Origin of the sequence: Streptomyces sp. NPDC026206 (assembly GCF_040638465.1) — a bacterium.
Lineage (GTDB): Bacteria > Actinomycetota > Actinomycetes > Streptomycetales > Streptomycetaceae > Streptomyces.
In genome coordinates this window covers 76,649-102,757 of sequence record NZ_JBEZYL010000012.1, presented here as the reverse complement: position 1 = coordinate 102,757, position 26,109 = coordinate 76,649, and the positions used below count along the sequence as shown (strand labels likewise).

Genomic DNA, 26,109 nt, shown 5'->3' with positions numbered 1-26,109 from the left:
TCACGCCTCCGGGGCGAGGCGCTTGAGCTCCGCCTCAGTGGACTTCAGAAGGTCGTTCCACGACTGCTCGAACTTGTCGACACCCTCGTCCTCCAGGAGCTGCACGACGTCGTCGTAGGAGATCCCGAGCTTCGCGATCGCGTCGAGCTCGGCCTTGGCCTGCTCGTACGTGCCGCGCACGGTGTCACCGGTGATCTGCCCGTGGTCGGCGGTGGCCTCCAGGGTGGCCTCCGGCATGGTGTTCACCGTGTTGGGGGCGACCAGGTCGTCCACGTACAGGGTGTCCTTGTAGGCCGGGTCCTTGACGCCGGTCGAGGCCCACAGCGGACGCTGCTTGTTGGCGCCTGCCTTCTCCAGGGCGGCCCAGCGGTCCGAGGAGAAGACCTCCTCGTAGGCCTGGTAGGCCAGGCGGGCGTTGGCCAGGGCGGCCTTGCCGCGCAGCTCCTTGGCCTCGTCCGTGCCCAGCGCGTCCAGGCGCTTGTCGATCTCGCTGTCCACGCGCGAGACGAAGAAGGACGCGACCGAGTGGATCAGCGAGAGGTCCAGGCCCGCGGTCCTGGCCTTCTCCAGACCGGTCAGGTAGGCGTCCATCACCTTGCGGTAGCGCTCGAGCGAGAAGATCAGCGTGACGTTGACGCTGATGCCCCGGCCGATGGTCTCGGCGATCGCGGGCAGGCCCGCCTCGGTCGCCGGGATCTTGATGAGGGTGTTGGGGCGGTCCACCAGCCAGGCCAGCTGCTTGGCCTCGGCGACCGTGGCGTGGGTGTCGTGCGCCAGACGGGGGTCGACCTCGATGGAGACCCGGCCGTCCTGGCCGTCGGTCGCCTCGAAGACCGGGCGCAGGATGTCGGCGGCGTCGCGGACGTCCGCCGTCGTGATCATGCGGATGGCCTCTTCCACGGTCACCTTGCGCACGGCGAGGTCGGCGAGCTGCTGCTCGTAGCCGTCACCGCTGGAGATGGCCTTCTGGAAGATCGACGGGTTGGTCGTGACGCCCACGACGTGGCTCTGGTCGATGAGCTCGGCGAGGTTGCCGGAGGTGATGCGCTTGCGGGACAGGTCGTCCAGCCAGATCGCGACGCCTTCGTCGGAGAGGCGCTTGAGTGCGTCTGTCATGGGTTCGGCTCCTACTTGATGGTGTACGGGCGTCAGCGGCGGTTGACGTCGGCGATCGACTCGCGGGCGGCCTCGACGACCGCCTCGGAGGTCAGGCCGAACTCGCGGTAGAGCACCTTGTAGTCGGCGGAGGCGCCGAAGTGCTCGAGCGAGACGATGCGGCCGGCCTCGCCGACGTAGCGGTGCCAGGTCAGGCCGATGCCCGCCTCGACGGCCACGCGGGCCTTGACGTCCGGCAGCAGCACGCCGTCGCGGTAGGCCTGGTCCTGCTCCTCGAACCACTCGACGGACGGCATCGAGACCACACGGGTCGGGATGCCCTCGGACTGCAGCGCGGCGCGGGCTTCGACGGCCAGCTGAACCTCGGAACCCGTGGCGATGAGGATCACCTGCGGGCGGCCGCCCTCGGCCTCGAACAGGACGTAGCCGCCCTTGGCGACGCCCTCGTTGGCCTCGTACGTCGGGACGTTCTGGCGGGTGAGGGCCAGACCGTGCGGCGCCGGGTTGGTGGTGTGACGCTTGGTGATCTCGCGCCAGGCGATCGCCGTCTCGTTGGCGTCGGCCGGGCGGACCATGTTCAGGCCCGGGATCGCGCGCAGTGCGGCCATGTGCTCGACCGGCTGGTGGGTCGGGCCGTCCTCGCCGAGGCCGATGGAGTCGTGCGTCCACACGTAGGTGACCGGCAGCTTCATCAGCGCGGCCAGGCGCACGGCCGGGCGCATGTAGTCGGAGAACACCAGGAAGGTGCCGCCGTAGACGCGGGTGTTGCCGTGCAGCGCGATGCCGTTCATGGTCGAACCCATGGCGTGCTCGCGGATGCCGAAGTGGATCGTACGGCCGTACGGGCTCGCCTCCGGGAGGGGGTTGCCCTCGGGGAGGAAGGACGACGACGCGTCGATGGTGGTGTTGTTCGAGCCGGCGAGGTCGGCGGAGCCGCCCCACAGCTCGGGGATCACGCCGCCCAGCGCCTTGAGGACCTCACCGGACGCCTTGCGGGTCGCGACGTCCTTGCCGGCGGGGAAGACCGGGACGGCCTTCTCCCAGCCGTCGGGCAGCTCGCCCGCGTTGATGCGGTCGAAGTCGGCGGCGCGCTCGGGGTTGGCCTGACGCCACTCCTGCAGGCGCTTGTCCCAGGAGGCGTGCGCCTCACGGCCGCGGTCGACGACCTGGCGGACGTGCGCGAAGACCTCGTCCTCGACCTGGAAGGTCTGCTCGGGGTCGAAGCCCAGCACCTTCTTGGTCGCCGCGACCTCGGCGTCGCCGAGCGCCGAGCCGTGCGAGGCCTCGGTGTTCTGGGCGTTCGGGGCGGGCCAGGCGATGATCGTGCGGGCCGCGATGATCGAGGGGCGCTCGGTCTCGGCCTGAGCGGCCCGGTACGCCGCGTGCAGCGCCCGGACGTCGAAGTCGCCGTTGGCGGCCTGCTCGATGCGCTGGACGTGCCAGCCGTAGGCCTCGTAACGCCCCAGGACATCCTCCGAGAAGGCGGTCTCGGTGTCGCCCTCGATCGAGATGTGGTTGTCGTCGTAGAGCGCGATGAGGTTGCCGAGCTTCTGGTGGCCCGCCAGCGAGGACGCCTCGGAGGAGATGCCCTCCTCCAGGTCGCCGTCGGAGACGATCGCCCAGATGTGGTGGTCGAAGGGCGACTCGCCCTTCGGGGCCTCCGGGTCGAACAGGCCGCGCTCGTAGCGGGCGGCCATCGCCATGCCCACGGCGTTGGCGATGCCCTGGCCCAGCGGGCCGGTGGTGGTCTCCACACCGCGGGTGTGACCGTGCTCCGGGTGACCGGGGGTCTTGCTGTCCCAGGTGCGGAAGGCCTTGAGGTCCGCGAGCTCCAGGCCGTAGCCGGCCATGAAGAGCTGGACGTAGAGGGTCAGGCTGGTGTGACCGGGGGAGAGGACGAACCGGTCGCGGCCGGTCCAGTCGGCGTCACTGGGGTCGTGCCGCATCAGCTTCTGGAACAGCAGGTAGGCGGCGGGCGCCAGGCTCATGGCCGTGCCCGGATGGCCGTTGCCGACCTTCTGTACGGAGTCCATGGCCAGGACGCGGGCGGTATCGACGGCCCGCTGGTCCAGTTCGGTCCATTCGAGGTCTGTGGTGGTCGGCTTGGTGCTCACCCTCGGATCAGGGCTCCTCTCCACATGTTCAATCTGCCGGGGGCGGTATTGCCCGCCACGACGCGGCGTCGTCGAGCCTACCCCCGCTGGGACGCGCATCTTTTCGACTCACAGTCGGGCTGCCCACCACTCATTTGAGAGGGCGACCCGCGCGACATCATCCGGATATAGAAGATTCCTTTCATGGCATTGACGGCCGTGACTCCAGCCTGCCGGGCATGGCGTCCGCCCGCCTCCCGAACGCGACCGTTCTGCCGGATTCGGCCCGGCGCGTCCCGGCGGCGCCGGGGCCCCAACACGACCCCACCCCGGCGAAGGCCGCGCTCTCCCCTGCGTCTAGAGTGGCGTGGTACGCGCAAGCATCTACCCGGGATTCTCGACCGGACGCGCTTGCTGGCCTTATCTCTGTCAGGGGTGTACGTGACGGCCGTCGAATCCCGTCCTGCGGGGGTCCTCGTTGAGAACCCCGGTCACCGGCCGTTCGGGGCCCGTGCCAAGGCGTTCGTGGCGCTGACGAAGCCGCGCGTCATCGAGCTGCTGCTGATGACGACGGTGCCGGTGATGTTCCTGGCGGCCGAGGGCGTCCCGAACCTCTGGCTGGTGCTGGCCACCTGCGTCGGCGGTTACCTCTCCGCCGGTGGCGCGGGTGCCTACAACATGTACATCGACCGCGACATCGACGCGATGATGGACCGTACGTCCCAGCGTCCGCTCGTCACGGGAATGGTCTCCCCCCGTGAGTGCCTGGCCTTCGCCACCGTGCTGACCATCGGGTCGACCGTGTGGTTCTGGACCCTGGTCAACCCCCTGTCCGCGGTGCTGTCGCTGGGCGCCTCGCTGTTCTACGTCGTCGTCTACACGATGATCCTCAAGCGGCGTACCGCGCAGAACATCGTCTGGGGCGGCATCGCCGGCTGCATGCCGGTCATCATCGGCTGGTCCGCGGTGAAGAACGAGGTCTCCTGGGCCTCCCTGATCCTCTTCCTCGTCATCTTCTTCTGGACGCCGCCGCACTACTGGCCGCTGTCGATGAAGGTGAAGGACGACTACGAGCGCGTGGGCGTGCCGATGCTGCCGGTCGTCGCGGGCAACAAGGCCGTGGCCAAGCAGATCGTCCTCTACAGCTGGGTGATGGTCGCCGTCTCGCTGCTGCTGCAGCCGCTGGGCTACACCGGCTGGTTCTACACGCTCGTCGCCGTCGCCTGCGGCTACCTGTGGCTGAAGGAGGCACACGCCCTGCAGGCGCGCGCCAAGGCCGGCGTCACGGGCGCCAAGCTCAAGGAGATGCGCCTGTTCCACTGGTCGATCACCTACGTGTCGCTGCTGTTCACGGCCGTCGCCATCGACCCGTTCCTGCGCTGATCCCTTCGACTTCGCCGATGGGCGGTGCAGGTGGCCAAGGCCACCTGCACCGCCCATCGCCGTTTGGGCTACCCGTCGGTAGTATCCTGGCCATGGGAGACAACAAGCAGGCAGCGAAACTGGCCAAGCAGATCACCGCCTTCGCCCGGAGCCACGGCGGCGCCGCCGAGGGCCAGCTCGCGCACATCGGCCGCGGCAGCACCCGCATCGCCCTCGTCGGCGCCAACGGCGAGTGGGGCAACCTCGTCGCCGGCTCGTACGAGACGGCACAGCAGGCCGCCGAGCTGGCCGGGATCACCCTCCACGACGACTTCGACGGCGAGTTCGCCGCCAAGGTCCGCACAGGCCCCTACGAGTGGTCCCGCATGGCCGGCATGCAGATCGACGGACCCTCCAACGGACCCGCCGATAACTGACGGCCCTTTCGCCCGTTAGAACCACCGGGAGCGGCGCCACGGCGCCGCGCGGTGGGGACCGGCGAGGGAGGGGCGCATGGACGGCCGGATGGACGGCATACCGCCGCTCGTCGACCAGTACAGCCACGGAGCCGTGCACGGCGACCTGGGGCTGGGCGAGTTCGAGACGCACCTCGCCGAGGCCGCCGGGGCCACCGGGCCCGCGCCGCCCGGCACGACCTTCTTCGACAGCCGCGCGGGCCTCGCCGTACGCCGCTGGTGCCCGCCCCTGCTGGGCCTGGAACCGCACTGCGCGCCCGTCCGCTACCTGGCCAGGCGCCGCGAGCTGGGCGCCTACCGCGCGGGGCACCTGCTGCTGCGCGGCGCCGGCATCGGCACGTTCCTGCTGGAGGCGGGGGTGCCCGGCGGCCTCACCTCGCCCGCCGAGCTCGCCCGCGCCGCCGACGGCCGCGCCCACGAGGTCGTACGCCTCGAACCGCTGGCCGCACGCATCGCGGACACCTGCGGCGGCGCGGACGCCTTCCTCGCCTGCACGGCCGAAGCGCTCTACGCGGCCGCCCGCAGCGCCACGGCCTTCGCCTCCGGCGTCACCTTCTGCGACGACAGCCCGCCCGGGGCCGCCGAGGTGCGTGAGGCCGCCGGGCGCTGGCTGCGCACCCGCCCCACGGGCGAGCCGCCGGCCGACCCCGTCCTCGTGCGGCATCTCCTGTGGAGCGCGGTCGCCACGGGCCTGCCCGTGCAGCTGCACTGCCCCGATCCCCAGCGGTTGACCGGCTTCCTGCGGGCCACCGCGAGCCGGGGCGCGGACCTGGTGCTGCTGCCGGCCCCCTGGAACCGGCGGCAGGCGGCCCAGCTGGCCGCCGCCTTCCCGCACGTCTACGCGGACGTCGGCGCCCGGCCCGAGGAGACCCTGCGCGAGGCGCCGTTCGGCAAGCTGCTGTTCTCCACGGGCGCCCGGGGGCCGGCCGAGCTGTACGTGGTGGCCGCCCGGCTGTTCGTACGGGCCATGGAGCGGCTGATGGGGCACTGGGTCACCGACGGCTGGTGCCGGGCGGCCGACGCGGGGCGGATCGCCTCGCTGGTGGCCGCCGGTACCGCCCGCAGGGTCTACCGGCTGGACGCGGTCGCGGGCTGATCCGCGGCGAGTGCCTCGTGCCCGGCGGCGGGCGCGGGCAGCGCCGCCGCCTCGCCCCGCTCGCGCAGCGACAGGAAGACCCGCAGGACGGCGATCCACACCAGGCAGGAGCCGAACATGTGGGTGCCGACGACGAACTCGGGCGAGTCGTTGAAGTACTGCACGTACCCGATGACGCCCTGGAGCATCAGGACGGCGAACAGCTCGGCCACCGTACGGCGGGCCGCCGCGGGGGCCTTCACCGCGCGCAGCACGAACCACAGGGCCACGGTGAGGCCGACGACGATGTAGACGAAGTCCACGTGCAACTGCGTGATCTCGTGCCAGTCCAGCGGGATGCGGCGGACGTCCTTCGACGCGTCGCCCGCGTGCCGGCCCGAACCGGTGACCACGGTGCCGATCACGATCAGCAGGGCGCTCGCCGCCACCAGCACCCAGGACAGCTGGCGGACCGGGCCGGCCACCAGGTCACGGGGCTCGTCGTCGCCCTCCAGGGTGCGCCGCCACATCACCACGGCGACCGTCAGAAGCGCCGTGGACAGCAGGAAGTGCGAGCTGACGATGTACGGGTTCAGGCCCGTCAGCACCGTGACGCCGCCGACCACGGCGTTGCCCATGACGACCCAGAACTGCGCCCAGCCGAGCCGGGTGAGGCTGCGGCGGCGCGGGGCACGCGCGCGTGCCGCGATGATCGTCAGGCCGACGACCGCGCACAGCACGTACGTCAGCATGCGGTTGGTGAACTCGATGACGCCGTTGACGCCCATCGCGGGCGTCGGCGTCAGGCTGTCCTCGGTGCAGGTCGGCCACGTGGGGCAGCCGAGCCCGGACTGGGTGAGCCGGACAGCGCCACCCGTCACGACGATGACCACGGCCATCACGACGCAGGCCAGCGCCGCCCGCTGGACGAAGCGGGCGGAGGGCTGCCAGCGGTCGGCGACCATCTGCAGGGGGTTCGGCATGTTCGGCACGCAGTCATCGTAAGGGCCTGCTTGTGCACGGATTCACGAGGGGGGTGCGTGGTGGATTGTCCCCCGCGGTTCCGCGGTCCGGGGCGGCTACTCCCAGCGGAAGAACCGGGCCGCCGCGCCCAGCCCGGCGACGGCCCACGCCGCCAGGATGCCGAGGTCGCCCCACGGCATGCCCGCGCCGTCCCGCAGGACGTCGCGCAGGCCGTCGGAGAGCGCCGCGATGGGCAGCAGCGCCAGCACGGACTGCGCGGCGTCCGGGAACTTCTCCAGGGGCACGATGACGCCGCCGCCGACGAGCAGGAGCAGGAAGACCAGGTTGGCCGCGGCCAGCGTCGCCTCCGCCTTGAGCGTGCCGGCCATCAGCAGCCCGAGGCCGGAGAACGCGGCCGTGCCGAGCGCCAGCAGCAGGAGCACGGCCAGGGGGTTGCCGTGCGGCGACCAGCCGAGGGCGAAGGCGATCACGGTCAGCAGCACGATCTGCAGGGCCTCGGTGACCAGCACGGAGCAGGTCTTTGCCGTCATCAGCGCCCAGCGCGGCAGCGGGGAGGCGCCGAGCCGCTTGAGCACGCCGTAGCGGCGTTCGAAGCCGGTGGCGATGGCCTGGCCGGTGAACGCCGTCGACATCACCGCCAGCGCCAGCACGCCGGGCGTCAGGAAGTCGACGGCCTTCCCCTCGCCGCCCGTTTTTCCGGTGGGCACAGTGACGATGTCGACGGCGCTGAAGAGCACCAAGAGGAGGGTGGGGATGACGACGGTCAGCAGCAGCTGCTCACCGTTGCGCAGCAGCATCCGCGTCTCCAGCGCGGCCTGCGCCCGGATCATCCGGCCGAGGGGGGCCGCGCCGGGCTTCGGCGCGAAGGTACCGGTCGCGCTCATGCGCACAGCTCCTTGCCGGTCAGTTCCAGGCTGCGGTTCTCCGGGAGGCAGCCCCCGGGCCCCCGGCCGGTGCGTGTGTACCCGCTCATGCCCGCAGCTCCTTGCCCGTCAATTCCAGGCTGCGGTTCTCCGGGGGACAGCCCCCGGGCCCCCGGCCGGTGCGTGTGTACCCGCTCATGCCCGCAGCTCCTTGCCCGTCAATTCCAGGAAGACGTCCTCGAGGGTGTGCCGCTCGACCGTTATCCGGTCGGGCATCACCCCGTGCTGCGCACACCACGACGTGACCGTCGCGAGCAGCTGCGGGTCGACCTTGCCGCTGACGCGGTAGGAGCCGGGGGCCGGCTCCACGGCGGCGGAGTCGGCGGGCAGGGCCTTCAGGAGCGAGGCCAGGTCCAGTCCGGGCCGGCCGTGGAAGCGCAGGGTGTTCTCGGCGCCGCCCCGGCACAGCTCCTCCGGGCTGCCCTGGGCGACGACCTTGCCGCCGTCGATGACGGCGACGTCGTCGGCCAGCTGCTCGGCCTCGTCCATGTAGTGCGTCGTCAGCACGACCGTCACGCCGTCCGTGCGCAGCTCGCGCACCAGGTTCCAGGTCGCGTGCCGGGCCTGCGGGTCCAGGCCCGCGGTCGGTTCGTCGAGGAAGACCAGCTCGGGGCGGCCGACGACGGCCATGGCGAGCGAGAGGCGCTGCTGCTGTCCGCCGGACAGCCGCCGGTAGGCCGTACGGCCGCAGTCGCCCAGCCCGAGACGCTCGATCAGCCCATCGACGTCCAGCGGATGCGCGTGCAGTGACGCGGTGTGGCGGAGCATCTCCTCCGCGCGGGCGCCGGCGTAGATGCCACCGCTCTGCAGCATCACGCCGACGCGCGGGCGCAGCGCGGCGGAGTCGGCGACGGGGTCGAGCCCGAGGACGCGGACGGTGCCGGCGTCGGGGCGGCGGTAGCCCTCGCAGGTCTCGATGGTGGTGGTCTTGCCGGCCCCGTTGGGCCCGAGCACGGCGGTCACGCCGCCGGCAGCGACCGTCAGGTCGAGACCGTTGACCGCGGCTTTCGCTCCGTACCGTTTGACCAGGCCGTGGACTGCGACCGCGGGCTCTGCATGCATGCCCGGAAGTGTACGAAGCCCGGGGGCGCCCGCGGGCCGCCGGGGTGGGTTAGGTGACCCTAAGTGATCAAAGCCACCGTTACGTGATCCGGACGCGCTTGTCGCGCCTGCGGTAATTACGCAACAATGGTGTTGTGAAATACACGGGCGAAGCTCCACAGGGTCCCGTGGCCGAGCCGGCCGCCGGGGAGGGCTTCCGCGTGCCCGCTGCCCACGACGAGCAGCCCGGTACCCGCAACCGCGTCGCCCGGTCCATCCTCGATCACGGTCCGTCCACCGCGGCCGAGCTGGCCCTGCGGCTGGAACTGACCCAGGCGGCGGTCCGCCGCCACCTCGACACGCTCGCCGCCGAGGGCGTGGTCGAGCCCCGCGAGAAGCGCGTCTACGGCGCCCGCTCCCGGGGTCGCCCCGCGAAGGTCTTCGCCCTGACCGACTGCGGCCGGGACGCCTTCGACCAGGCCTACGACCAGCTCGCCGAGGACGCCCTGCGCTGGATCGCGCAGTCCGCCGGCGGCGGCGAGATGGGCGAGGCCGCGGTCGCGGCCTTCGCCCGCGCCCGGATGACCGCACAGGCCGAGACGTATCGCAAGGCCCTGGAGGCCGTCGCCCCCGAGGACCGCGCGGAGGCCCTCGCCCGGGCATTGACCGCGGACGGGTACGCTGCTACGGCGCGTAGCGCGCCGGTCGGCGAACAGCTTTGCCAGCACCACTGCCCGGTCGCCCATGTCGCCGAGCAGTTTCCGCAGCTGTGCGAGGCGGAGACCGAGGTCTTCTCGCGCCTGCTCGGAACGCATGTGCAGCGTCTCGCCACCATCGCCCACGGTGACGGTGTGTGCACGACGTTCATTCCCAAAAAGACCACCACCGCATCCACCAGCACGGCCGGGAGGAACCCCGCATGACTCTCCCCACGGAGACTGCCCACCCTGAGCTCGAGGGCCTGGGCACGTACGAATACGGCTGGGCCGACTCCGACGCGGCCGGTGCCGTGGCCAAGCGCGGCCTCTCCGAGGAGGTCGTCCGCGACATCTCGGCCAAGAAGTCCGAGCCCGAGTGGATGCTGAAGCTCCGTCTCAAGGGCCTGAAGCTGTTCGCCAAGAAGCCCATGCCGACCTGGGGCTCCGACCTCTCCGGCATCGACTTCGACAACATCAAGTACTTCGTGCGCTCCACCGAGAAGCAGGCCGCTTCCTGGGAGGAACTGCCCGAGGACATCAAGAACACCTACGACAAGCTCGGCATCCCCGAGGCGGAGAAGCAGCGCCTGGTCGCCGGTGTCGCCGCGCAGTACGAGTCCGAGGTCGTCTACCACCAGATCCGCGAGGACCTGGAGGAGCAGGGCGTCATCTTCCTGGACACCGACACCGCCCTGAAGGAGCACCCGGAGCTCTTCCAGGAGTACTTCGGCACGGTGATCCCGGTCGGCGACAACAAGTTCGCCTCGCTGAACTCCGCCGTGTGGTCCGGTGGCTCCTTCATCTACGTCCCGCCGGGCGTCCACGTCGACATCCCGCTGCAGGCCTACTTCCGTATCAACACGGAGAACATGGGCCAGTTCGAGCGGACCCTGATCATCGTCGACGAGAACGCCTACGTGCACTACGTCGAGGGCTGCACCGCGCCGATCTACTCCTCGGACTCGCTGCACAGCGCCGTCGTGGAGATCATCGTCAAGAAGGGCGGCCGCTGCCGCTACACGACGATCCAGAACTGGTCGAACAACGTCTACAACCTGGTCACCAAGCGGGCCGTGGCCTACGAGGGCGCGACCATGGAGTGGGTCGACGGCAACATCGGCTCCAAGGTGACGATGAAGTACCCGGCCGTCTACCTGATGGGCGAGCACGCCAAGGGCGAGACCCTTTCCATCGCCTTCTCCGGCGAGGGCCAGCACCAGGACGCCGGCGCCAAGATGGTCCACATGGCGCCGAACACCTCCTCCAACATCGTCTCCAAGTCGGTGGCCCGGGGCGGCGGCCGCACCTCCTACCGCGGCCTCATCGAGATCGGCGAGGGCGCCCACGGCTCCAAGTCGAACGTGCTCTGTGACGCCCTGCTGGTGGACACCATCTCCCGGTCGGACACCTACCCCTACGTCGACGTCCGCGAGGACGACGTCTCCATGGGCCACGAGGCGACCGTCTCCAAGGTCAGCGACGACCAGCTCTTCTACCTGATGAGCCGCGGTCTGTCCGAGGACGAGGCCATGGCCATGATCGTGCGCGGCTTCGTCGAGCCGATCGCCCGTGAGCTGCCCATGGAGTACGCGCTGGAGCTCAACCGGCTGATCGAACTGCAGATGGAAGGCGCCGTCGGCTGACCCTCCCCCAGCTACCGCTGGGAGGTGCCCCCGGCACCGGACACCGCAGCGAACCCTTTGTGACAGGAAGAGAGCACGACGACAGCCATGGCTGACAACACTCCCGCCGGCAGCACGACCGACGGCGCCATCCAGGTGGGCGGGCCGAAGCAGCCCATCGACGCGCGGGTCAGCGCCCCCGCCTCGTACGACGTCGCGGACTTCCCCGTGCCGCACGGCCGCGAGGAGGAGTGGCGGTTCACCCCGCTGGAGCGCCTGCGCGGCCTGCACGACGGCACGGCCGTGGCGAACGGCGGCGGCGTCAAGGTCGACGTGAGCGCCCCCGAAGGCGTGAGCGTGGAGACCGTCGGCCGCGACGACGCGCGGCTGGGCAAGGCCGGCAAGCCGGTCGACCGGGTCGCCGCTCAGGCGTTCAGCTCCTTCGAGAAGGCCTCGGTCATCTCGATCCCCAAGGAGACGGTGCTCACCGAGCCCGTCCGGGTCGCCGTGCACGGCGAGGGCGGCGTGGCCTTCGGCCACCAGCTCATCGAGATCGGCGCCTTCTCCGAGGCCGTCGTCGTCATCGACCACACCGGTGACGCCACGCTCGCCGCCAACGTCGAGTTCCTCGTCGGCGACAGCGCCAAGCTCACCGTCGTCTCCATCCAGGACTGGGACGACACCGCGGTGCACGCCGCCCAGCACACCGCCCTGGTCGGCCGCGACGCCACCTTCAAGTCCGTGATCGTCACCCTGGGCGGCGACCTGGTCCGCCTGCACCCCCGGGTCCTCTACGCCGGCCCCGGCGGTGAGGCCGAGCTCTACGGCCTGTACTTCACCGACAACGGCCAGCACCAGGAGCACCGTCTCCTCGTCGACCACGACACCCCGCACTGCCGCAGCAACGTCGTCTACAAGGGCGCGCTGCAGGGCCAGAACGCCCACGCCGTGTGGATCGGCGACGTGCTCATCCGTGCGGAGGCCGAGGGCACCGACACCTACGAGCTCAACCGCAACCTCGTTCTCACCGACGGCGCCCGCGTCGACTCGGTGCCCAACCTGGAGATCGAGACCGGCGAGATCGTCGGCGCCGGCCACGCCTCGGCGACCGGCCGTTTCGACGACGAGCAGCTCTTCTACCTGATGGCCCGCGGCATCCCGGCCGACGAGGCCCGCCGGCTGGTCGTGCGCGGCTTCTTCGCCGAGCTCGTGCAGCAGATCGGTATCCCCGACCTGGAGGAGCGCCTGATCGCCAAGATCGAGGCCGAGCTGGAGGCGTCCCTGGCATGAGCGAGACCGTCTTCGTACGCGCAGCCACCCTGAGCGAGCTGGAAGAGGACACCCCCAAGCGGGTCGAGATCGACGGCACCCCCGTCTCGCTCGTCCGCACCGAGGGTGAGGTGTTCGCGATCAACGACATCTGCTCGCACGCCAACGTCTCGCTGTCCGAGGGCGAGGTGGAGGACTGCCACATCGAGTGCTGGCTGCACGGCTCCAGCTTCGACCTGCGCACCGGCAAGCCCGACGGCCTGCCCGCCACGCGTCCCGTCCCCGTATACCCCGTCAAGATCGAAGGGGACGACGTGCTCGTCTCCATCACCCAGGAGTCCTGAGTTCCCCATGGCAACGCTTGAGATCCACGACCTGCACGTCTCCGTCGAGGCCGAGAACGGCCCCCGGGAGATCCTCAAGGGCGTCGACCTGACCGTGAAGCAGGGCGAGACCCACGCCATCATGGGCCCCAACGGCTCCGGCAAGTCGACCCTGGCCTACTCGCTGGCCGGCCACCCCAAGTACACGATCACCGGCGGCACCGTCACCCTCGACGGTGAGGACGTCCTGGAGATGTCCGTCGACGAGCGCGCCCGCGCCGGTGTCTTCCTCGCCATGCAGTACCCGGTCGAGGTCCCCGGCGTCTCGGTCTCCAACTTCCTGCGCACCTCCGCCACCGCCATCCGCGGCGAGGCCCCCAAGCTGCGCACCTGGGTGAAGGAGGTCAAGTCCGCCATGGAGCTTCTGCACATGGACCCCGCCTTCGCCGAGCGCAACGTCAACGAGGGCTTCTCCGGCGGTGAGAAGAAGCGCCACGAGATCCTCCAGCTCGAGCTGCTCAAGCCGAAGATCGCGATCCTCGACGAGACCGACTCCGGTCTGGACGTCGACGCGCTGCGCCAGGTCTCCGAGGGCGTCAACCGCGTCCGCGGGACCGGCGAGGTCGGCACCCTGCTGATCACGCACTACACGCGCATCCTGCGCTACATCGAGCCCGACTTCGTGCACGTCTTCTCCGCCGGCCGCATCGTCGAGTCCGGCGGCGCCGAGCTCGCCGACAAGCTGGAGAACGAGGGCTACGAGTCCTATGTGACGAAGGGTGGCGTAACGGCGTGACCATACTGCTGCCGGGCCTCCTCGACACCGACGCGATCCGCAAGGACTTCCCGATCCTGGACCGCGTGGTCCACGACGGGAAGAAGCTCGTCTACCTGGACAACGCCGCGACCTCGCAGAAGCCGCGCCAGGTGCTCGACGTGATCAACGCGCACTACGAGCGGCACAACGCCAATGTCCATCGCGGCGTGCATGTGCTCGCCGAGGAGGCCACGGCGCTCTACGAGGGCGCCCGCGACAAGGTCGCCGCCTTCATCAACGCCCCGAGCCGCGATGAGGTGATCTTCACCAAGAACGCCTCCGAGTCGCTCAACCTCGTGGCGAACATGCTCGCGTGGGCCGACGAGCCCTACCGCGTCGACCACGACACCGAGATCGTCATCACGGAGATGGAGCACCACTCCAACATCGTGCCGTGGCAGCTGCTCGCGCAGCGCTCCGGCGCGAAGCTGAAGTGGTTCGGCCTCACCGACGACGGCCGGCTCGACCTGTCCAACATCGAAGAGATCATCACCGAGAAGACCAAGGTCGTCTCCTTCGTGCTGGTCTCCAACATCCTGGGCACGGTCAACCCGGTCGAGGCGATCGTCCGCCGCGCGCAGGAGGTCGGCGCCCTGGTCGTCGTCGACGCCTCGCAGGCCGCCCCGCACATGCCGCTGGACGTCCAGGCGCTCCAGGCCGACTTCGTGGCCTTCACCGGCCACAAGATGTGTGCCCCCGACGGCATCGGCGTCCTGTGGGGCCGCCAGGAGCTGCTCGAGGACCTGCCGCCGTTCCTCGGCGGCGGCGAGATGATCGAGACCGTCTCGATGCACTCCTCGACGTACGCCCCCGCGCCGCACAAGTTCGAGGCCGGTACGCCCCCGATCGCCCAGGCCGTTGGCCTCGGCGCCGCGGTGGACTACCTCACCTCGATCGGCATGGAGAACATCGCCGCCCACGAGCACGCGATCACCGAGTACGCGATCCGCAGGCTCCAGGAGGTCCCCGACCTGCGCATCATCGGCCCCACCACGGCCGAGGACCGCGGCGCCGCCGTCTCCTTCACGCTCGGTGACATCCACCCGCACGACGTGGGCCAGGTCCTCGACGAGCAGGGCATCGCGGTCCGGGTCGGCCACCACTGCGCCCGCCCCGTGTGCCTGCGGTACGGAATTCCCGCGACCACCCGGGCGTCGTTCTATCTGTACTCCACGCCCGGCGAGGTCGACGCCTTGATCGAGGGCCTGGAGCACGTACGGAACTTTTTCGGCTGACGGCGAGGGCTGCGGACTGTGAAGCTTGATTCGATGTACCAGGACGTCATCCTGGACCACTACAAGAATCCGCACGGGCGGGGCCTGCGCGACGGCGATGCCGAGGTGCACCACGTCAACCCCACGTGCGGCGACGAGATCACGCTGCGCGTGCGGCTGGCCGGTGAGACGATCGAAGACGTCTCCTACGAGGGCCAGGGCTGCTCCATCAGCCAGGCGAGCGCCTCGGTGCTCAACGAGCTGCTGGTCGGCAAGGACCTCGACGAGGCCCGCCGGATCCAGGAGACGTTCCTGGAGCTGATGCAGTCCAAGGGCAAGCTCGAACCGGACGACGCGATGGAGGAGGTGCTGGAGGACGCGGTCGCGTTCGCCGGCGTCTCCAAGTACCCCGCGCGGGTGAAGTGTGCTCTGCTGAGCTGGATGGCGTGGAAGGACGCGACCGCCCAGGCTCTGGGCGCAGGCCCCGAAAACCCTGAGAACACAGCAAGGAAGACCGCATGAGTGACAACGCAGAGGTGACCACCAAGCCGGCCACGGAGGAGGAGGTCCGCGAGGCCCTTTACGACGTGGTCGACCCCGAGCTGGGCATCGACGTCGTCAACCTCGGCCTGATCTACGGCGTTCACATCGACGACGCCAACATCGCCACCCTCGACATGACCCTGACGTCCGCGGCCTGCCCGCTGACCGACGTCATCGAGGACCAGGCGAAGTCGGCCACCGAGGGCATCGTCAGCGAGCTCCGCATCAACTGGGTGTGGATGCCGCCGTGGGGCCCCGACAAGATCACCGACGAGGGCCGCGAGCAGCTCCGGGCGCTGGGCTTCAACGTCTGAGCTCCGCACCCCCCGTCCCCGGCGGCCCGCCACCCGACCCCGTCAGGTGGCGGGCTGCTGCTGTGTGGTGCAGTGGATGCCGCCGCCGCCCTCGGCCAGGGTGTTGATCTCGACGGTGCGCAGGTCGCGGCCCGGGTGCAGGGCGGCCAGCAGGGCCGCCGCCTCCTCGTCCGCGCGCCGGTCGCCGAAGCGGGGCACGATCACGGCGCCGTTGGCGACGTAGTAGTTGATGTAGGTGCCGAGGAAGTCGGCGCCGCGGTCGCCGAGTTCGGCCGGGTCGGGCTCGGGCAGGTCGATGATCTCCAGGACGCGGCCGTCCGCGTCGGTGGCGGCCTCCAGAGCCGTACGGGCCTGCTCGTACACCCGTGCCCACACGTCGGGCCGGGCCGACCGCGGAGGGCGGCTGAGCAGCACCTCGCCCGGTCCCACGAAGCGGGCGAGGGCGTCGACGTGGCAGTCGGTGATGTCCTCGCCGCGCACGCCCTCCAGCCAGATCACCTTGCGGACGCCGAGCAGGGCCGTGAGGGCCTGTTCGATGTCGTCGCGGGAGCGGCCCGGGTTGCGGTTGTCGTTGACCAGGGAGCTCTCGGTGGCCAGGAGGGTGCCGGCGCCGTCGGTCTCCAGCGAGCCGCCCTCGGCGACGACCGGGGCCTCCACGCGGGGAACGCCGAACGCCTCCAGGACGCGCCGGGCCACCCGGCCGTCACGGGGGTGTTCCTGCTTGCCGCCCCAGCCGTTGAAGCGGAAGTCGACGCCGTGGACGGTGCCGTCGGCCGCGGTGACGAACACCGGACCCGAATCCCGCAGCCACAGGTCGTCCACGGGCACCGGCGCGACCTCGACGGCTTCGCCGCACGCCGACCGGGCACCCTCGGCGTCCCCCGGCCCGGCGAGCAGCACGACCGGCTCGTACTCCGCGATCGTGCGGGCGATGGCGGCGACGTCCTCGCGCACGGCCGCCGTGTCCCGCCCCCAGACCGAGCCGGCGGGCGGCCAGCCCATGAAGGTCCGGGCGTGCGGCAGCGACTCGGACGGCATGTGATTCATCGTCGGTTCCTCGGGCTCGCGGCGTAGCTGCTTTCGCACGCTATATCGTTTCGCCCCGGCCGCCCGCTCGCCCCGGCCGCCCGCTCGCCCCTGCGGCCGCCGGGGGCCGTACGGGGCTTCGCCTCACAGGCCGCCGGTGTACAGGAGCCGGTTGGGGGTGCCGGGCTTCATGTCCCTGGCCACGTTCTTGGTGGACTGCTCGATGAGCCAGTTGATGACCGTGGCCGAGGAGGCGGCCGGGTTGCGGGCCTTGTAGAGCGCCGCCACGCCGGCCACGTGGGGCGCGGCCTGGGAGGTTCCGCTCTTGGTGGTGGTGCCGCCGCCGATGCGGTCCGAGACGATGTCCGCACCGGGGGCGAGGATGCGGGCGCACGGGCCGTAGTCGGTGAAGTCGGTCATCCGGTCCAGCCGGTCGGTCGCCCCGACCGCCAGGGCCGTGAGCGTGCCGGCGGGGGAGTGGTTGCAGGCATTGTCGTTCTCGTTGCCGGCCGCGACGACGAGTGGCACGCCCCTGGCGGCGACGTTGCCGACGGCGGTGTTCACGGCCTGCGAGGCGGGGCCGCTGAGCGAGGCGTTGAGGACGGAGGCGGGGACCGCGGTCCTGGCCACGTAGTCGAACCCCGCGATGAACTTGGCGATGGTCGTCTTGCCCGTGCAGTCCAGCACGCGCACGCTGACCAGGGTCGCCCTGCGGGCCACGCCGTACGCGGCGCCGCCGATGACGCCCGCCACATGCGTGCCGTGGCCGCTCCCGGTGGGGCAGTCGGCACCGTCGCCGCCGGAGGTGACGAGGTCGGTGCCGTTCTTCGCGCGGCCCCCGAAGTCGGGGTGGGTGTAGTCGATGCCGGTGTCCATCACGTAGGCGGTGGCGCCCTCGCCCGTGGAGGTGGCGTTGAACCGGCTGTCGAGGGGGAGGTTGCGCTGGTCGATGCGGTCCAGGCCATAAGTGTCCGTCCCCACGCGGGGACCGACACCGCGGACGTCGGCCGGGGATACGCCGGCCCGGGGTACATCGGCCGGGGATACGCCGGCCCGGGGTGCATCGGCCTGTGCGAGGACCGCGTCCTGCTCGACGGCCGCGACGTAGGGGGCGCTGCGCACGGCCTCCAGCTGCTCCGCGGTGAGCGTGGCGGCGAAGCCGTTGAGGGCGTGGGTGTAGATGAAGTCCGGGTTCACGCCCACCCGGCTCGCCAGGGTGCGCGGGCTGGATCCGGTGCGCAGGGTGACGATGTAGTGGTCGGGCACGCGCTCGCCCGCCGTCGGCCGCAGTGGGGCGGGCCGGACCGGACCGTCCGCCGTGGGCCCCGCCGGGGCGGCCGAGGCGTTGGCCGGGGGAACGGCCAGGAGCAGGGCCGCTGCGGGCAGGCAGCTTCGGGGCAGTCTCATGCGGGTTCCGTTCGTGGCGGCGTACGTTCCGGCGGGGGACCGGGCCGGCTCCGTGAGCGGGAGCGTGCCCACGGAGCCGTCCTCCCTATAGATATGTCGACTTTGTTTCCGTCCGCGATCTGAGCTGGGCCGACTGGCTGGCACCACTGCGCCACCCGCGTGAGGTACGCCCCGGCCGGACCGGCGAGGACGCGTCGGGGCCGGGCCCGGGCCCGACCGGGCCACCGGTTCGCCTTGAGCGGGCCCGGCCGGTTAGGTTTTCGGACATGACCGATGCTGTTGCCACCACCCGTACCGCCACCGGCGCCGTCGCCGCCGGCCTTGCCACGATCGCCGCGGACGGTACCGTCCTCGACACCTGGTTCCCCGCCCCCGAGCTGGTCGCCGAGCCCGGCCCCGCCGGCACTCAGACGCTGACCGCCGACGCCACCGCCGAGCTGCTGGGCGAGGCCGCCCTCAAGGCGGTCGGCCCGGACCCGCGCCGCGGCGTCCAGGTCGTGGCCGTCCGCACGGTCATCGCCTCGCTGGAGGAGAAGCCGGTCGACGCGCACGACGCCTATCTGCGCCTGCACCTGCTCTCCGGCCGCCTGGTCAAGCCGCACGGCCAGAACCTCGACGGCATCTTCGGCCTGCTCGCCAACGTCGCCTGGACCTCGCTCGGCCCCGTCGCCGTCGACCAGGTCGAGACCGTGCGCCTCAACGCCCGGGCCGAGGGCCTGCACCTGCAGGTCACCAGCATCGACAAGTTCCCGCGCATGACCGACTACGTCGCCCCCTCCGGCGTACGCATCGCCGACGCCGACCGCGTCCGGCTCGGCGCGTACCTCGGCTCCGGCACCACCGTCATGCACGAGGGCTTCGTCAACTTCAACGCCGGCACGCTCGGCACCTCCATGGTCGAGGGCCGCATCAGCGCGGGCGTCGTCGTCGGCGACGGCACCGACATCGGCGGCGGCGCCTCCACGATGGGCACCCTCTCCGGCGGTGGCAAGCAGATCATCTCCATCGGCGAGCGCTGCCTGCTGGGCGCGGAGTCGGGCATCGGCATCGCGCTGGGCGACGAGTGCGTGGTGGAGGCGGGCCTGTACGTCACCGCCGGCACCCGCGTCACGCTGCCGGACGGCCAGGTCGTCAAGGCCCTGGAGCTCTCCGGCGCCGACAACATCCTCTTCCGCCGCAATTCCACCACCGGCGCCGTCGAGGCCCGCCCGTACAAGAGCACGTGGGGCGGTCTCAACGAGGTGCTGCACAGCCACAACTGAGGTGGGTGGGGCTCCGCCCCGGACACCGGTCCTCAATCTCCCCCGGTTACCGCTGGGAGGTGCCGCCGGACGGGCTTGGTCAAGCCTGTCCGGCGATGGTGTTCTCGTACGCCTTCACCAGGGCCGTCGTCCGGTCCGGTGACGCCGCGCGCAGCGGTGCCCGGACCGGGCCGCCGGGCAGGCCCAGGGCGCCCAGCAGGGCCTTCGCCGTGACCGTTCCGGGCAGGCCCGCGGCCATCATCAGCTCCACCAGCGGCAGCACCCGCTGGTGGTGGAGCGTCGCCTCCGCGTTCGCACCCCGGTCGTGGGCGTCCAGGGCCGCGGCCAGGACCGGTCCCGCGGCATTGGCCACCGTGCTGACGTAGCCGACGGCGCCCACCGCCCGCAGCGGAAGGTTCATCTCCTCGGATCCGGAGTAGTAGGCGAGGCCGGTCTCCGCGATCATCTTCGAGCTGCCGAGCAGGTCGTTCGAGCAGTCCTTGACCCCCGCGACGCGCGGGTGCTCCGCCAGCCGCAGCATGGTCTCGGGCTCGATGCGGGTGCCGGTGCGGCCGGGGATGTCGTACAGCATCACCGGGATGCCGGTCGCGTCGGCCACCGTGCGGAAGTGCTCGGCGATGTCCTCCTGGGGCGGCTTGCTGTAGTAAGGGGTGACCACCAGCACCCCGTGCGCCCCGGCCTTCTCCGCGGCCCGGGCCAGCTCCACGGTGTGCCGGGTGTCCGCCGTGCCCACGCCGGCCGTGATCCGGGCGCGGTCGCCGACGGCCTCCGCCACGGCCCGGATGAGCGCGCTCTTCTCCGCGTCGCTCGTGGTGGGCGACTCGCCCGTGGTGCCGCTGAGGACGAGCCCGTCGCAGCCGCCGCGCCCGCCGACGAGGTGGTCGGCGAGGCGCTGCGCGCCGTCGAGGTCGAGGGACCCGTCCGGGGTGAAGGGGGTGACCATCGCGCAGAGGGTACGGCCGAAGGGGCTGGTGTGCGGCATGCGTCACGCTCCGGGTCGGGGTGGTGGTGTTCCCCGAAGTCTGGGCCCCCTCGACCATACAGGTCTATTTAATTGTTCTGCCTGGTTCCGCTAAGGGTTGCTACGGCTTCCAGCGCAGCACCTGCGGGTCGTGGTCGCTCGCCTGGTCGGCGAACTCCGCGTTGACATGGACGATGTCGTAGTCGACGCGCCCGAGGCTGCGGCTGGTCAGGATGTGGTCCAGGACCTGCGAGTCGCCCTGGTAGACGTAGCCGTAACGCTCCTTCTTCGGGAGCCGGCCGACCAGGTCGTTCAGCACGCCGCCCGCGGTGAGCGCCTTGAGCGCGGGCGAGAACTGATAGTCGTTCAGGTCGCCGGCGACGATCACGTTCGCGTGCCGGTCGGCGGCCAGGAGCTGCTTCACGAAGGCGTTGACGGCCTGCGCCTGCCGGTTGCGCTGGGTCTCCGAGGAGCGGGCCGGGGGCTGGAAGCGGCTGTCGAGGCCCTGGTCGCCGCCCTTGGAGTTGAAGTGGTTGGCGATGACGAAGACGTCCCGGCCCCGGAAGGAGAACTGTCCCGCCAGCGGCTTGCGGCTGTTGGCCCAGGCGGTGTTCGCCGGGTCGATGCGGCCGGGGGAGGCGGACAGCGCCGCCTTGCCGCCCTCGCGGACGGCCTTCACCGCCGTGGTGGCGTCGCCGCCCGGCACGTCCTTGAACGAGACGCGTGCGGGGTTGAAGAGGAAGGCGGTGCGGATGTTGCCGCCCGGCTGACCGCCGTCCTGGCCGTCGACCGGGTTGATCTGCCGCCACTGGTAGGCCGGTCCGCCCGCCGCCGCGACGGCGTCCGTGAGCTTCTTGAGCGTCTGCCCGGCGTCCACGACGCCGTCGTTCGTCGTGCCGTTGTCGTCCTGGACCTCTTCGAGGGCGACGACGTCGGGCGAGGCGAGGTTGGTCACCAGCGCGGCGGCCAGGCGGTCGAACTTCGCCTGCGGGGTCTTCGGCGAGAGGTTCTCGACGTTGTACGTGGCCACGGCCAGCTCGTCGCTCTTCTGCTTGCGCGTGGTCTCGCGCTGCAGCTTGTGGTCCTCGAGCGTGCCCAGCTCGGTGGCCTGGACGGTGTAGCCGCCGAAGTTGTCGTAGTCCAGCGGGCCGGCCGTGGTGCCGGCCAGCTTGTCGCCGACGTTCGCGACCGGGAAGGGGTGCTGCGCGTAGGGGAGCAGCGAGACGACCTTCACCCGGCCGGCGTTCGGGTCGCGGTAGGAGCCGTAGACCGTGCCGCCGCGCTCGGTGCGGTTGTGGCGCGGGTCGGTGGTGACCCACAGGTCCTTGTGCTCGCTGGTGGCGCCGACGACGGGGGCGTCGCGGACCTCCACCCGCATGCCCTCCAGGGACTCGTAGCGGTCCAGGGCGTAGCGGCCGGGCTTGAGCGGGAGCTTCTCGATGGAACCGCCGTGCGCGTCGGGCGCGTACGTGGCCGGGACCGTGGACGGGCGCAGCCGGACGGCGGCGGGCAGGGCGTTGCCGGAGGACTGGACGGTGACGCCGGGCTTGGTGAGCTGGGTCACCGACTGCAGGCCCGCCGCCTCGCCGCCCGGGTAGTACTCGCCGACCGTGCCGGAGACGAGCACGCGGTCGCCGACGGCTACGGCCGGGGCGTCCTTGCCGGTGAAGACGAAGACGGCCTCACTGGTCGCGTCGTCCTTGTCGGGCTGCGGGTCCTGGACCCAGAAGCCGCGTGCGGAACCGAAGTTCTTGACGGCCGTGACGATGCCGGGCACGTCCGCGACCTGCCGGCCGGCGAGCGGGGATATCCGCGTGGTGCCCTGGATGTCATGGATGCGGACCCCGGTTGCCCCGTCCGCGCTCGCGGACTGGGGGACGAGCAGCCCGGCCGCGAGCGCGCCGGCTATGAGGGTGCCGACGGTCGCGGTACGGCGGCGCGGGGAACGGCGGGTGGGCAGCACGGAGGCCTCCGGGTGGGAGTGGTGTAGGGGGTCGGCCAAGCGGGTGATCGTCAGATGCCGGGTGATTACACGTCGTCACGGGAGTGACACACAATCTACGCGCGTCAATGTCGTGTGTGGCAAGGGGCGTTGTCAAGGGTTCGGGGATGTGGTGTGTCCTCAGGCGCCGGACGGGCCGGCTGTGCTGTGTCCTCAAGCGCCGGACGGGCTGCGCATGCAGCCCGTCCGGGGACACCTCCCAGCGGCAGCCGGGGGAGGGAAGGGGCGGGTCAGGGGAAGGACAACCCCGGGCACGGCCTAGGCTTGGCACCTGCGCGCCCTGAACCACGGCGCGGCCGTCACCACAAGGAGATGACCCCCCTGATGTCCGGAGACCGCCCGACCATGCCGCCGGTGCGGCTCCCCTCCGACGCGGAGCTCGCGCGGGACGCGCTCTCCGCGCCGCTGTTCGCCCGCGCCGCGAAGCTCGCCCGCTGGGCCGGCGAGGGCACCCCGGTCGGTGCGGGAGGCGAGCTGCTCGCCGGTCAACTGCGCGACGCCACCGAGCTCCTGGGCCTGGACGACGAGGAGGACGGCACCGCGTACGCCGCCGAGGCCTGGCAGCTGGCGCTGGACACCGGCCTGGTGGAGTTCACGGAGAACCCGGACGCCGGGGCCGCCGACGCCGATGCCGACGAGCCGTCCGGCACCGCCGTCGCCGGCGAGGAGCTCGCCACGCTCACCTCCGGCAGCCCGCAGGACATCCTGGAGCTGTGGCTCGGCGGCCTGGAGACCGTACTGGCCGACGCCGCCGCGCCCGACCTCGGCGACCTCGTCGAGCAGCTCACCGACTCCGGCACCGGTGACATCGACCTCGACGGGATCGACTGGAACCCCGAGGAGGAGGCCGACTTCCTCGACGGCATCCTCGGCAACCTCTATCTGCTGACCGCGCTCGACGAGGGCTCGGCCGAGCGGCCCGTACCCCTGCCGGCGCTCGCCGCGTCCATGATCGTGCCGGACGACATGGACGAGCCCACGGACGACGTCCTCGAAGAGGTCTCCGACGCGATGATGCGACTGGACGACCAGTTCCGGCTGCTCGCCCCGACCGGGCTGGTGGAGTACCGGCCCGTAGACGAGTCCCTCATCGAGGTGGTCGACGGTGAGGGCCACATCCGTGAGTCCGTCGACGGCGTGACCTCCGAACTGCCCGAGGACGAGGACGTCACCCGCTACGGCATGGTCGGCCTCACCCCGCTCGGCGTCTTCGCGGTACGGACCCGGATGCTCGACGCCGGCATCGACGCCCCCGCCGTCGGCGACCTCGCCGAGGCCGGCGCGGAGGAGCTCCTGGCGGCCCTGCCCAACCACCCCGGGACGGCCGTCCGCGACGAGGCCGAAATGTGGCTCGCCCGCCGTACGCCGCTCGACGCCGCCCGTGAGCTGCTCGCCGCCGCGCGCGGCGCCGACGAGGAGGCGCCGGGCCGCCGCCTCGCCTGTCAGCAGACGCTCTCCCTCGTCGGCGCCGAGGCCGAGCCCGCGCTGCGCGAGGTCCTCGACGACCCCCAGCTCGGCGGCCTCGCCCGCGTCTGGCTCGCCGAACACGGCGCCACGGACATCCCCGAGCCCGGGGAGACCATGGTCTTCTGGCTGACCATCGACACGATCGCCGCCCAGCTGGCCGCCGAGGGCGAGACGGAGGAGCTCCAGGGCCTCGTCGAGAGCCTGGTCGGCCGCCACAGCGGCTTCTTCGATGCCGCGTGGAAGGTGGACCACCCGGCGACGGCCGACGTCCTGGAGGCGATGGGGCGGCTCCACCCGGACAGGAAGACCGCGAAGGAAGCCCGCAAGGCCGCCTTCAAGGCACGCTCCCGCGCGTAGTCCCTCCAGGAGCTGCGGCGGCAGGTGTGCCGCGTGCGCCCCGGTTGGTGCCCGGGCGCCGGGTGCGACCGCGGCTTGCCGCCGCCTTCGTCTCGTTGCGGCGGTGTCGGCGTGTGTTCATCCCCCATTCGGTGGGGAACGGGAACGTAAGCGCCGTCCCGGGTCCGCCTCGCGGGGGCCCGGGGCGTCGAACCGCCGACCCCGGTCCCTGGAGACGTAGATGACTCTCAGCCGAAGAGACTTCACCACGCGAACCGCGTTCACCGGCGCCGGGGTGGCGCTGGCCGGCAGCGTCGGTGTGCTCGCCAGCGCACCCGGCGCGCTCGCCGCCGCCACCGGCGCCGAAGGTGCCGCGGGCGACGCAGCGGTGGGCGGCACGGGGAGCGCCGCCGGCTCCCTCGCGGCCGGCCGGATCGGGTACGGGCCGCTGCTCCCCGACCCCGCCGGCATCCTCGCGCTGCCCGCCGGCTTCTCGTACCGCGTCGTCACCCGCTGCGGCGTCACGAAGCTGGAGTCGGGGGAGTACACGCCGTCCAACCACGACGGCACCGCCGCCTTCGAGGGGCGGCGGGGAACGACGCTGCTGGTCAACAACCACGAGCTCAAGGGCCCCCGCTCCGGCTGGAAACACCCGGTGCCGCTCGCCGGTGGGCTCGTCTACGACCCCGCCGCGTCCGGCGGCTGCACGGTGGTGGAGGTCGCGCGCCACGGCGAGCACGTCGCGGAGTGGGTCGGCATCGCCGGCACGTCCACGAACTGCGCGGGCGGCAGCACCCCTTGGGGGACGTGGCTGACGTGCGAGGAGACCGAGGACAAGGCCGGCCAGAACGGCATGACCAAGGACCACGGCTACGTCTTCGAGGTCGACCCGCAGGACCGGCGCGCCAACCGCGAGCCCAGGCCCGTCAAGGCGCTGGGCCGTTACGCCCACGAGGCCGTCGTCGTCGACCCGGGCCGCGGGCACCTCTACCTGACCGAGGACGCCTCCGGGCCCAACGGGCTGTTCTACCGGTGGACGCCGCCCGGCGGCTTCCGGCACGGGCGCGGGCGGCTGCGCACGCTCGCCGACGGCGCGGGCGTGCTGCAGGCGTTCAGGTGTTACGACTCCGGCGGCCGGTTCGTCGACGACCTCTCCCGCGCCACGCGCGCCGGCACGGTCTACGGCGTGGACTGGGCGGAGGTGCCCGACCGTGACGCGAGGTCCGTGCCGGTGCGCAAGCAGTTCAAGGACGGGCAGGTCACCCGGGCGCGCAAGCTCGAGGGCATGTGGTGGGGCGACGGCGGCGTGTACGTCGTCGCGTCCTTCGCCCGGGAGGAGAGCCCGCTCCAGCACGACGGTCAGGTGTGGTTCTACAACCCGCGCCGCCGCACCCTCACGCTGAAGGTGCTGCTCGGCGTCAACAAGGACCCCGGGCGCGACGGGGCCTTCGACGGACCCGACAACATCACCGTCTCGCCCTACGGGGGCCTGGTCATAGCCGAGGACGGCGAGGGCGTTCAGCACCTGTTCGGCGCCGCCGACGACGGGCGTACGTATCCGATCGCCCGGAACGAGCTCAACATCGGCACCCCCGGGAAGCCGGAGTACAGCGAGTTCACGGGGGTGACGTTCGCGCCGGACGGACGGACGCTGTTCGCCAACATCCAGGACCCCGGCATCATGCTCGCGATCACCGGGCCGTGGCGGCGGCAGGGGCGGTAGGGGCGGTAGGGGCCGGCAGGGGCGCCGGGGGAATCCTGAGGTGTAGGCGGCGTTG

The 26,109-nt window shown here is 71.4% G+C and carries 23 protein-coding genes; 14 read left to right on the top strand and 9 right to left on the bottom strand.

The genetic code is table 11. From position 1 onward, the window contains the following. Both tal and tkt read right to left on the bottom strand, forming a co-directional pair. Positions 1–1,116, bottom strand: coding sequence for a transaldolase (gene tal, locus AB0F13_RS18640; RefSeq protein WP_362082951.1), 1,116 nt, complete (start codon positions 1,114–1,116; stop codon positions 1–3). Positions 1,117–1,148: 32 nt separating this feature from the next. Next, positions 1,149–3,230: a transketolase gene (gene tkt, locus AB0F13_RS18635; RefSeq protein ID WP_362082948.1), complete on the bottom strand. Its 2,082-nt coding sequence runs from the start codon at positions 3,228–3,230 to the stop codon at positions 1,149–1,151. A 420-nt stretch (positions 3,231–3,650) separates the two neighbouring features. Between tkt and AB0F13_RS18630 the strand changes: the two genes are divergently transcribed. From AB0F13_RS18630 to AB0F13_RS18620, 3 genes are all read left to right on the top strand, one after another. Continuing rightward, on the top strand, positions 3,651–4,592 hold the full coding sequence (locus AB0F13_RS18630; protein ID WP_362082945.1) for a heme o synthase: 942 nt from the start codon (positions 3,651–3,653) through the stop codon (positions 4,590–4,592). A 92-nt stretch (positions 4,593–4,684) separates the two neighbouring features. Next, positions 4,685–5,008, top strand: a complete 324-nt coding sequence (locus AB0F13_RS18625) for a hypothetical protein (protein ID WP_362082943.1) — start codon at positions 4,685–4,687, stop codon at positions 5,006–5,008. A gap of 88 nt (positions 5,009–5,096) precedes the next feature. Then, positions 5,097–6,143, top strand: coding sequence for an amidohydrolase (locus tag AB0F13_RS18620; protein WP_362083132.1), 1,047 nt, complete (start codon positions 5,097–5,099; stop codon positions 6,141–6,143). Here AB0F13_RS18620 and AB0F13_RS18615 read toward each other — a convergent pair. The 3 genes from AB0F13_RS18615 to AB0F13_RS18605 form a co-directional block, all read right to left on the bottom strand. Next, positions 6,116–7,114, bottom strand: coding sequence for a COX15/CtaA family protein (locus AB0F13_RS18615; RefSeq protein WP_362082940.1), 999 nt, complete (start codon positions 7,112–7,114; stop codon positions 6,116–6,118). The genes AB0F13_RS18620 and AB0F13_RS18615 overlap by 28 nt on opposite strands. Before the next feature lie 87 nt (positions 7,115–7,201). Beyond that, on the bottom strand, positions 7,202–7,990 hold the full coding sequence (locus tag AB0F13_RS18610) for an ABC transporter permease (protein WP_362082937.1): 789 nt from the start codon (positions 7,988–7,990) through the stop codon (positions 7,202–7,204). Positions 7,991–8,164: 174 nt separating this feature from the next. Further along, complete coding sequence (locus AB0F13_RS18605) at positions 8,165–9,091, bottom strand: ABC transporter ATP-binding protein (RefSeq protein ID WP_362082934.1); 927 nt, start codon at positions 9,089–9,091, stop codon at positions 8,165–8,167. 167 nt (positions 9,092–9,258) lie between these two features. On the opposite strand from AB0F13_RS18605, the gene AB0F13_RS18600 reads away from it, so the two are divergent. The 8 genes from AB0F13_RS18600 to AB0F13_RS18565 all read left to right on the top strand — a co-directional run bounded on the left by AB0F13_RS18600 (position 9,259) and on the right by AB0F13_RS18565 (position 15,870). After that, on the top strand, positions 9,259–9,993 hold the full coding sequence (locus tag AB0F13_RS18600; protein WP_362082931.1) for an ArsR family transcriptional regulator: 735 nt from the start codon (positions 9,259–9,261) through the stop codon (positions 9,991–9,993). Further along, a complete protein-coding gene (gene sufB, locus AB0F13_RS18595) occupies positions 9,990–11,411 on the top strand; it encodes a Fe-S cluster assembly protein SufB (RefSeq protein WP_362082928.1) in 1,422 nt (473 codons plus the stop codon). Before AB0F13_RS18600 ends, sufB begins: the two co-directional genes overlap by 4 nt. 87 nt (positions 11,412–11,498) lie before the next feature. Beyond that, entirely contained in the window at positions 11,499–12,680 is a 1,182-nt protein-coding gene (gene sufD, locus AB0F13_RS18590; protein ID WP_362082925.1) for a Fe-S cluster assembly protein SufD, read from the top strand. Then, complete coding sequence (locus AB0F13_RS18585) at positions 12,677–13,003, top strand: non-heme iron oxygenase ferredoxin subunit (RefSeq protein WP_361898243.1); 327 nt, start codon at positions 12,677–12,679, stop codon at positions 13,001–13,003. The genes sufD and AB0F13_RS18585 overlap by 4 nt, the downstream gene beginning before the upstream one ends. A 7-nt stretch (positions 13,004–13,010) precedes the next feature. After that, positions 13,011–13,778: a Fe-S cluster assembly ATPase SufC gene (gene sufC, locus AB0F13_RS18580; protein WP_362082921.1), complete on the top strand. Its 768-nt coding sequence runs from the start codon at positions 13,011–13,013 to the stop codon at positions 13,776–13,778. A 2-nt stretch (positions 13,779–13,780) separates the two neighbouring features. Next, positions 13,781–15,034, top strand: coding sequence for a cysteine desulfurase (locus tag AB0F13_RS18575; protein ID WP_362083129.1), 1,254 nt, complete (start codon positions 13,781–13,783; stop codon positions 15,032–15,034). Positions 15,035–15,052: 18 nt separating this feature from the next. Beyond that, positions 15,053–15,535, top strand: coding sequence for a Fe-S cluster assembly sulfur transfer protein SufU (gene sufU, locus AB0F13_RS18570; protein ID WP_362082918.1), 483 nt, complete (start codon positions 15,053–15,055; stop codon positions 15,533–15,535). Continuing rightward, positions 15,532–15,870: a metal-sulfur cluster assembly factor gene (locus tag AB0F13_RS18565; RefSeq protein ID WP_362082915.1), complete on the top strand. Its 339-nt coding sequence runs from the start codon at positions 15,532–15,534 to the stop codon at positions 15,868–15,870. The genes sufU and AB0F13_RS18565 overlap by 4 nt, the downstream gene beginning before the upstream one ends. A gap of 42 nt (positions 15,871–15,912) precedes the next feature. Here AB0F13_RS18565 and AB0F13_RS18560 read toward each other — a convergent pair whose 3' ends face one another. Together AB0F13_RS18560 and AB0F13_RS18555 are read right to left on the bottom strand one after the other, a co-directional pair. Next, entirely contained in the window at positions 15,913–16,917 is a 1,005-nt protein-coding gene (locus AB0F13_RS18560; protein WP_362082913.1) for an agmatine deiminase family protein, read from the bottom strand. Positions 16,918–17,040: 123 nt separating this feature from the next. Continuing rightward, positions 17,041–18,303 carry a S8 family peptidase gene (locus tag AB0F13_RS18555; protein ID WP_362082910.1) on the bottom strand — a complete coding sequence of 421 codons (1,263 nt, stop codon included), beginning with the start codon at positions 18,301–18,303 and terminating at the stop codon, positions 17,041–17,043. Positions 18,304–18,569: 266 nt separating this feature from the next. On the opposite strand from AB0F13_RS18555, the gene dapD reads away from it, so the two are divergent. Beyond that, positions 18,570–19,565 carry a 2,3,4,5-tetrahydropyridine-2,6-dicarboxylate N-succinyltransferase gene (dapD, locus tag AB0F13_RS18550; RefSeq protein ID WP_362082907.1) on the top strand — a complete coding sequence of 332 codons (996 nt, stop codon included), beginning with the start codon at positions 18,570–18,572 and terminating at the stop codon, positions 19,563–19,565. Positions 19,566–19,644: 79 nt separating this feature from the next. Here dapD and dapA read toward each other — a convergent pair whose 3' ends face one another. Both dapA and AB0F13_RS18540 read right to left on the bottom strand, forming a co-directional pair. Next, positions 19,645–20,547 carry a 4-hydroxy-tetrahydrodipicolinate synthase gene (gene dapA, locus AB0F13_RS18545; RefSeq protein ID WP_362082904.1) on the bottom strand — a complete coding sequence of 301 codons (903 nt, stop codon included), beginning with the start codon at positions 20,545–20,547 and terminating at the stop codon, positions 19,645–19,647. A 100-nt stretch (positions 20,548–20,647) separates the two neighbouring features. Further along, positions 20,648–22,486: an endonuclease/exonuclease/phosphatase family protein gene (locus AB0F13_RS18540; protein WP_362083127.1), complete on the bottom strand. Its 1,839-nt coding sequence runs from the start codon at positions 22,484–22,486 to the stop codon at positions 20,648–20,650. A 366-nt stretch (positions 22,487–22,852) separates the two neighbouring features. Between AB0F13_RS18540 and AB0F13_RS18535 the strand changes: the two genes are divergently transcribed. Both AB0F13_RS18535 and AB0F13_RS18530 read left to right on the top strand, forming a co-directional pair. After that, a complete protein-coding gene (locus AB0F13_RS18535) occupies positions 22,853–24,352 on the top strand; it encodes a hypothetical protein (protein WP_362082901.1) in 1,500 nt (499 codons plus the stop codon). A gap of 220 nt (positions 24,353–24,572) precedes the next feature. Continuing rightward, complete coding sequence (locus AB0F13_RS18530) at positions 24,573–26,054, top strand: alkaline phosphatase PhoX (protein ID WP_362082898.1); 1,482 nt, start codon at positions 24,573–24,575, stop codon at positions 26,052–26,054. Positions 26,055–26,109 lie beyond the last annotated feature (55 nt).

Excerpts from the sequence above, each read along its gene's own strand:
- tal (WP_362082951.1), bottom strand. The coding sequence starts at position 1,116 with ATGACAGACGCACTCAAGCGCCTCTCCGACGAAGGCGTCGCGATCTGG.
- AB0F13_RS18625 (WP_362082943.1), top strand. The coding sequence starts at position 4,685 with ATGGGAGACAACAAGCAGGCAGCGAAACTGGCCAAGCAGATCACCGCC.
- AB0F13_RS18620 (WP_362083132.1), top strand. The coding sequence starts at position 5,097 with ATGGACGGCATACCGCCGCTCGTCGACCAGTACAGCCACGGAGCCGTG.
- AB0F13_RS18610 (WP_362082937.1), bottom strand. The coding sequence starts at position 7,990 with ATGAGCGCGACCGGTACCTTCGCGCCGAAGCCCGGCGCGGCCCCCCTC.
- AB0F13_RS18605 (WP_362082934.1), bottom strand. The coding sequence starts at position 9,091 with ATGCATGCAGAGCCCGCGGTCGCAGTCCACGGCCTGGTCAAACGGTAC.
- sufB (WP_362082928.1), top strand. The coding sequence starts at position 9,990 with ATGACTCTCCCCACGGAGACTGCCCACCCTGAGCTCGAGGGCCTGGGC.
- sufD (WP_362082925.1), top strand. The coding sequence starts at position 11,499 with ATGGCTGACAACACTCCCGCCGGCAGCACGACCGACGGCGCCATCCAG.
- AB0F13_RS18585 (WP_361898243.1), top strand. The coding sequence starts at position 12,677 with ATGAGCGAGACCGTCTTCGTACGCGCAGCCACCCTGAGCGAGCTGGAA.
- sufC (WP_362082921.1), top strand. The coding sequence starts at position 13,011 with ATGGCAACGCTTGAGATCCACGACCTGCACGTCTCCGTCGAGGCCGAG.
- AB0F13_RS18565 (WP_362082915.1), top strand. The coding sequence starts at position 15,532 with ATGAGTGACAACGCAGAGGTGACCACCAAGCCGGCCACGGAGGAGGAG.
- AB0F13_RS18560 (WP_362082913.1), bottom strand. The coding sequence starts at position 16,917 with ATGAATCACATGCCGTCCGAGTCGCTGCCGCACGCCCGGACCTTCATG.
- AB0F13_RS18555 (WP_362082910.1), bottom strand. The coding sequence starts at position 18,303 with ATGAGACTGCCCCGAAGCTGCCTGCCCGCAGCGGCCCTGCTCCTGGCC.
- dapD (WP_362082907.1), top strand. The coding sequence starts at position 18,570 with ATGACCGATGCTGTTGCCACCACCCGTACCGCCACCGGCGCCGTCGCC.
- dapA (WP_362082904.1), bottom strand. The coding sequence starts at position 20,547 with ATGCCGCACACCAGCCCCTTCGGCCGTACCCTCTGCGCGATGGTCACC.
- AB0F13_RS18535 (WP_362082901.1), top strand. The coding sequence starts at position 22,853 with ATGTCCGGAGACCGCCCGACCATGCCGCCGGTGCGGCTCCCCTCCGAC.
- AB0F13_RS18530 (WP_362082898.1), top strand. The coding sequence starts at position 24,573 with ATGACTCTCAGCCGAAGAGACTTCACCACGCGAACCGCGTTCACCGGC.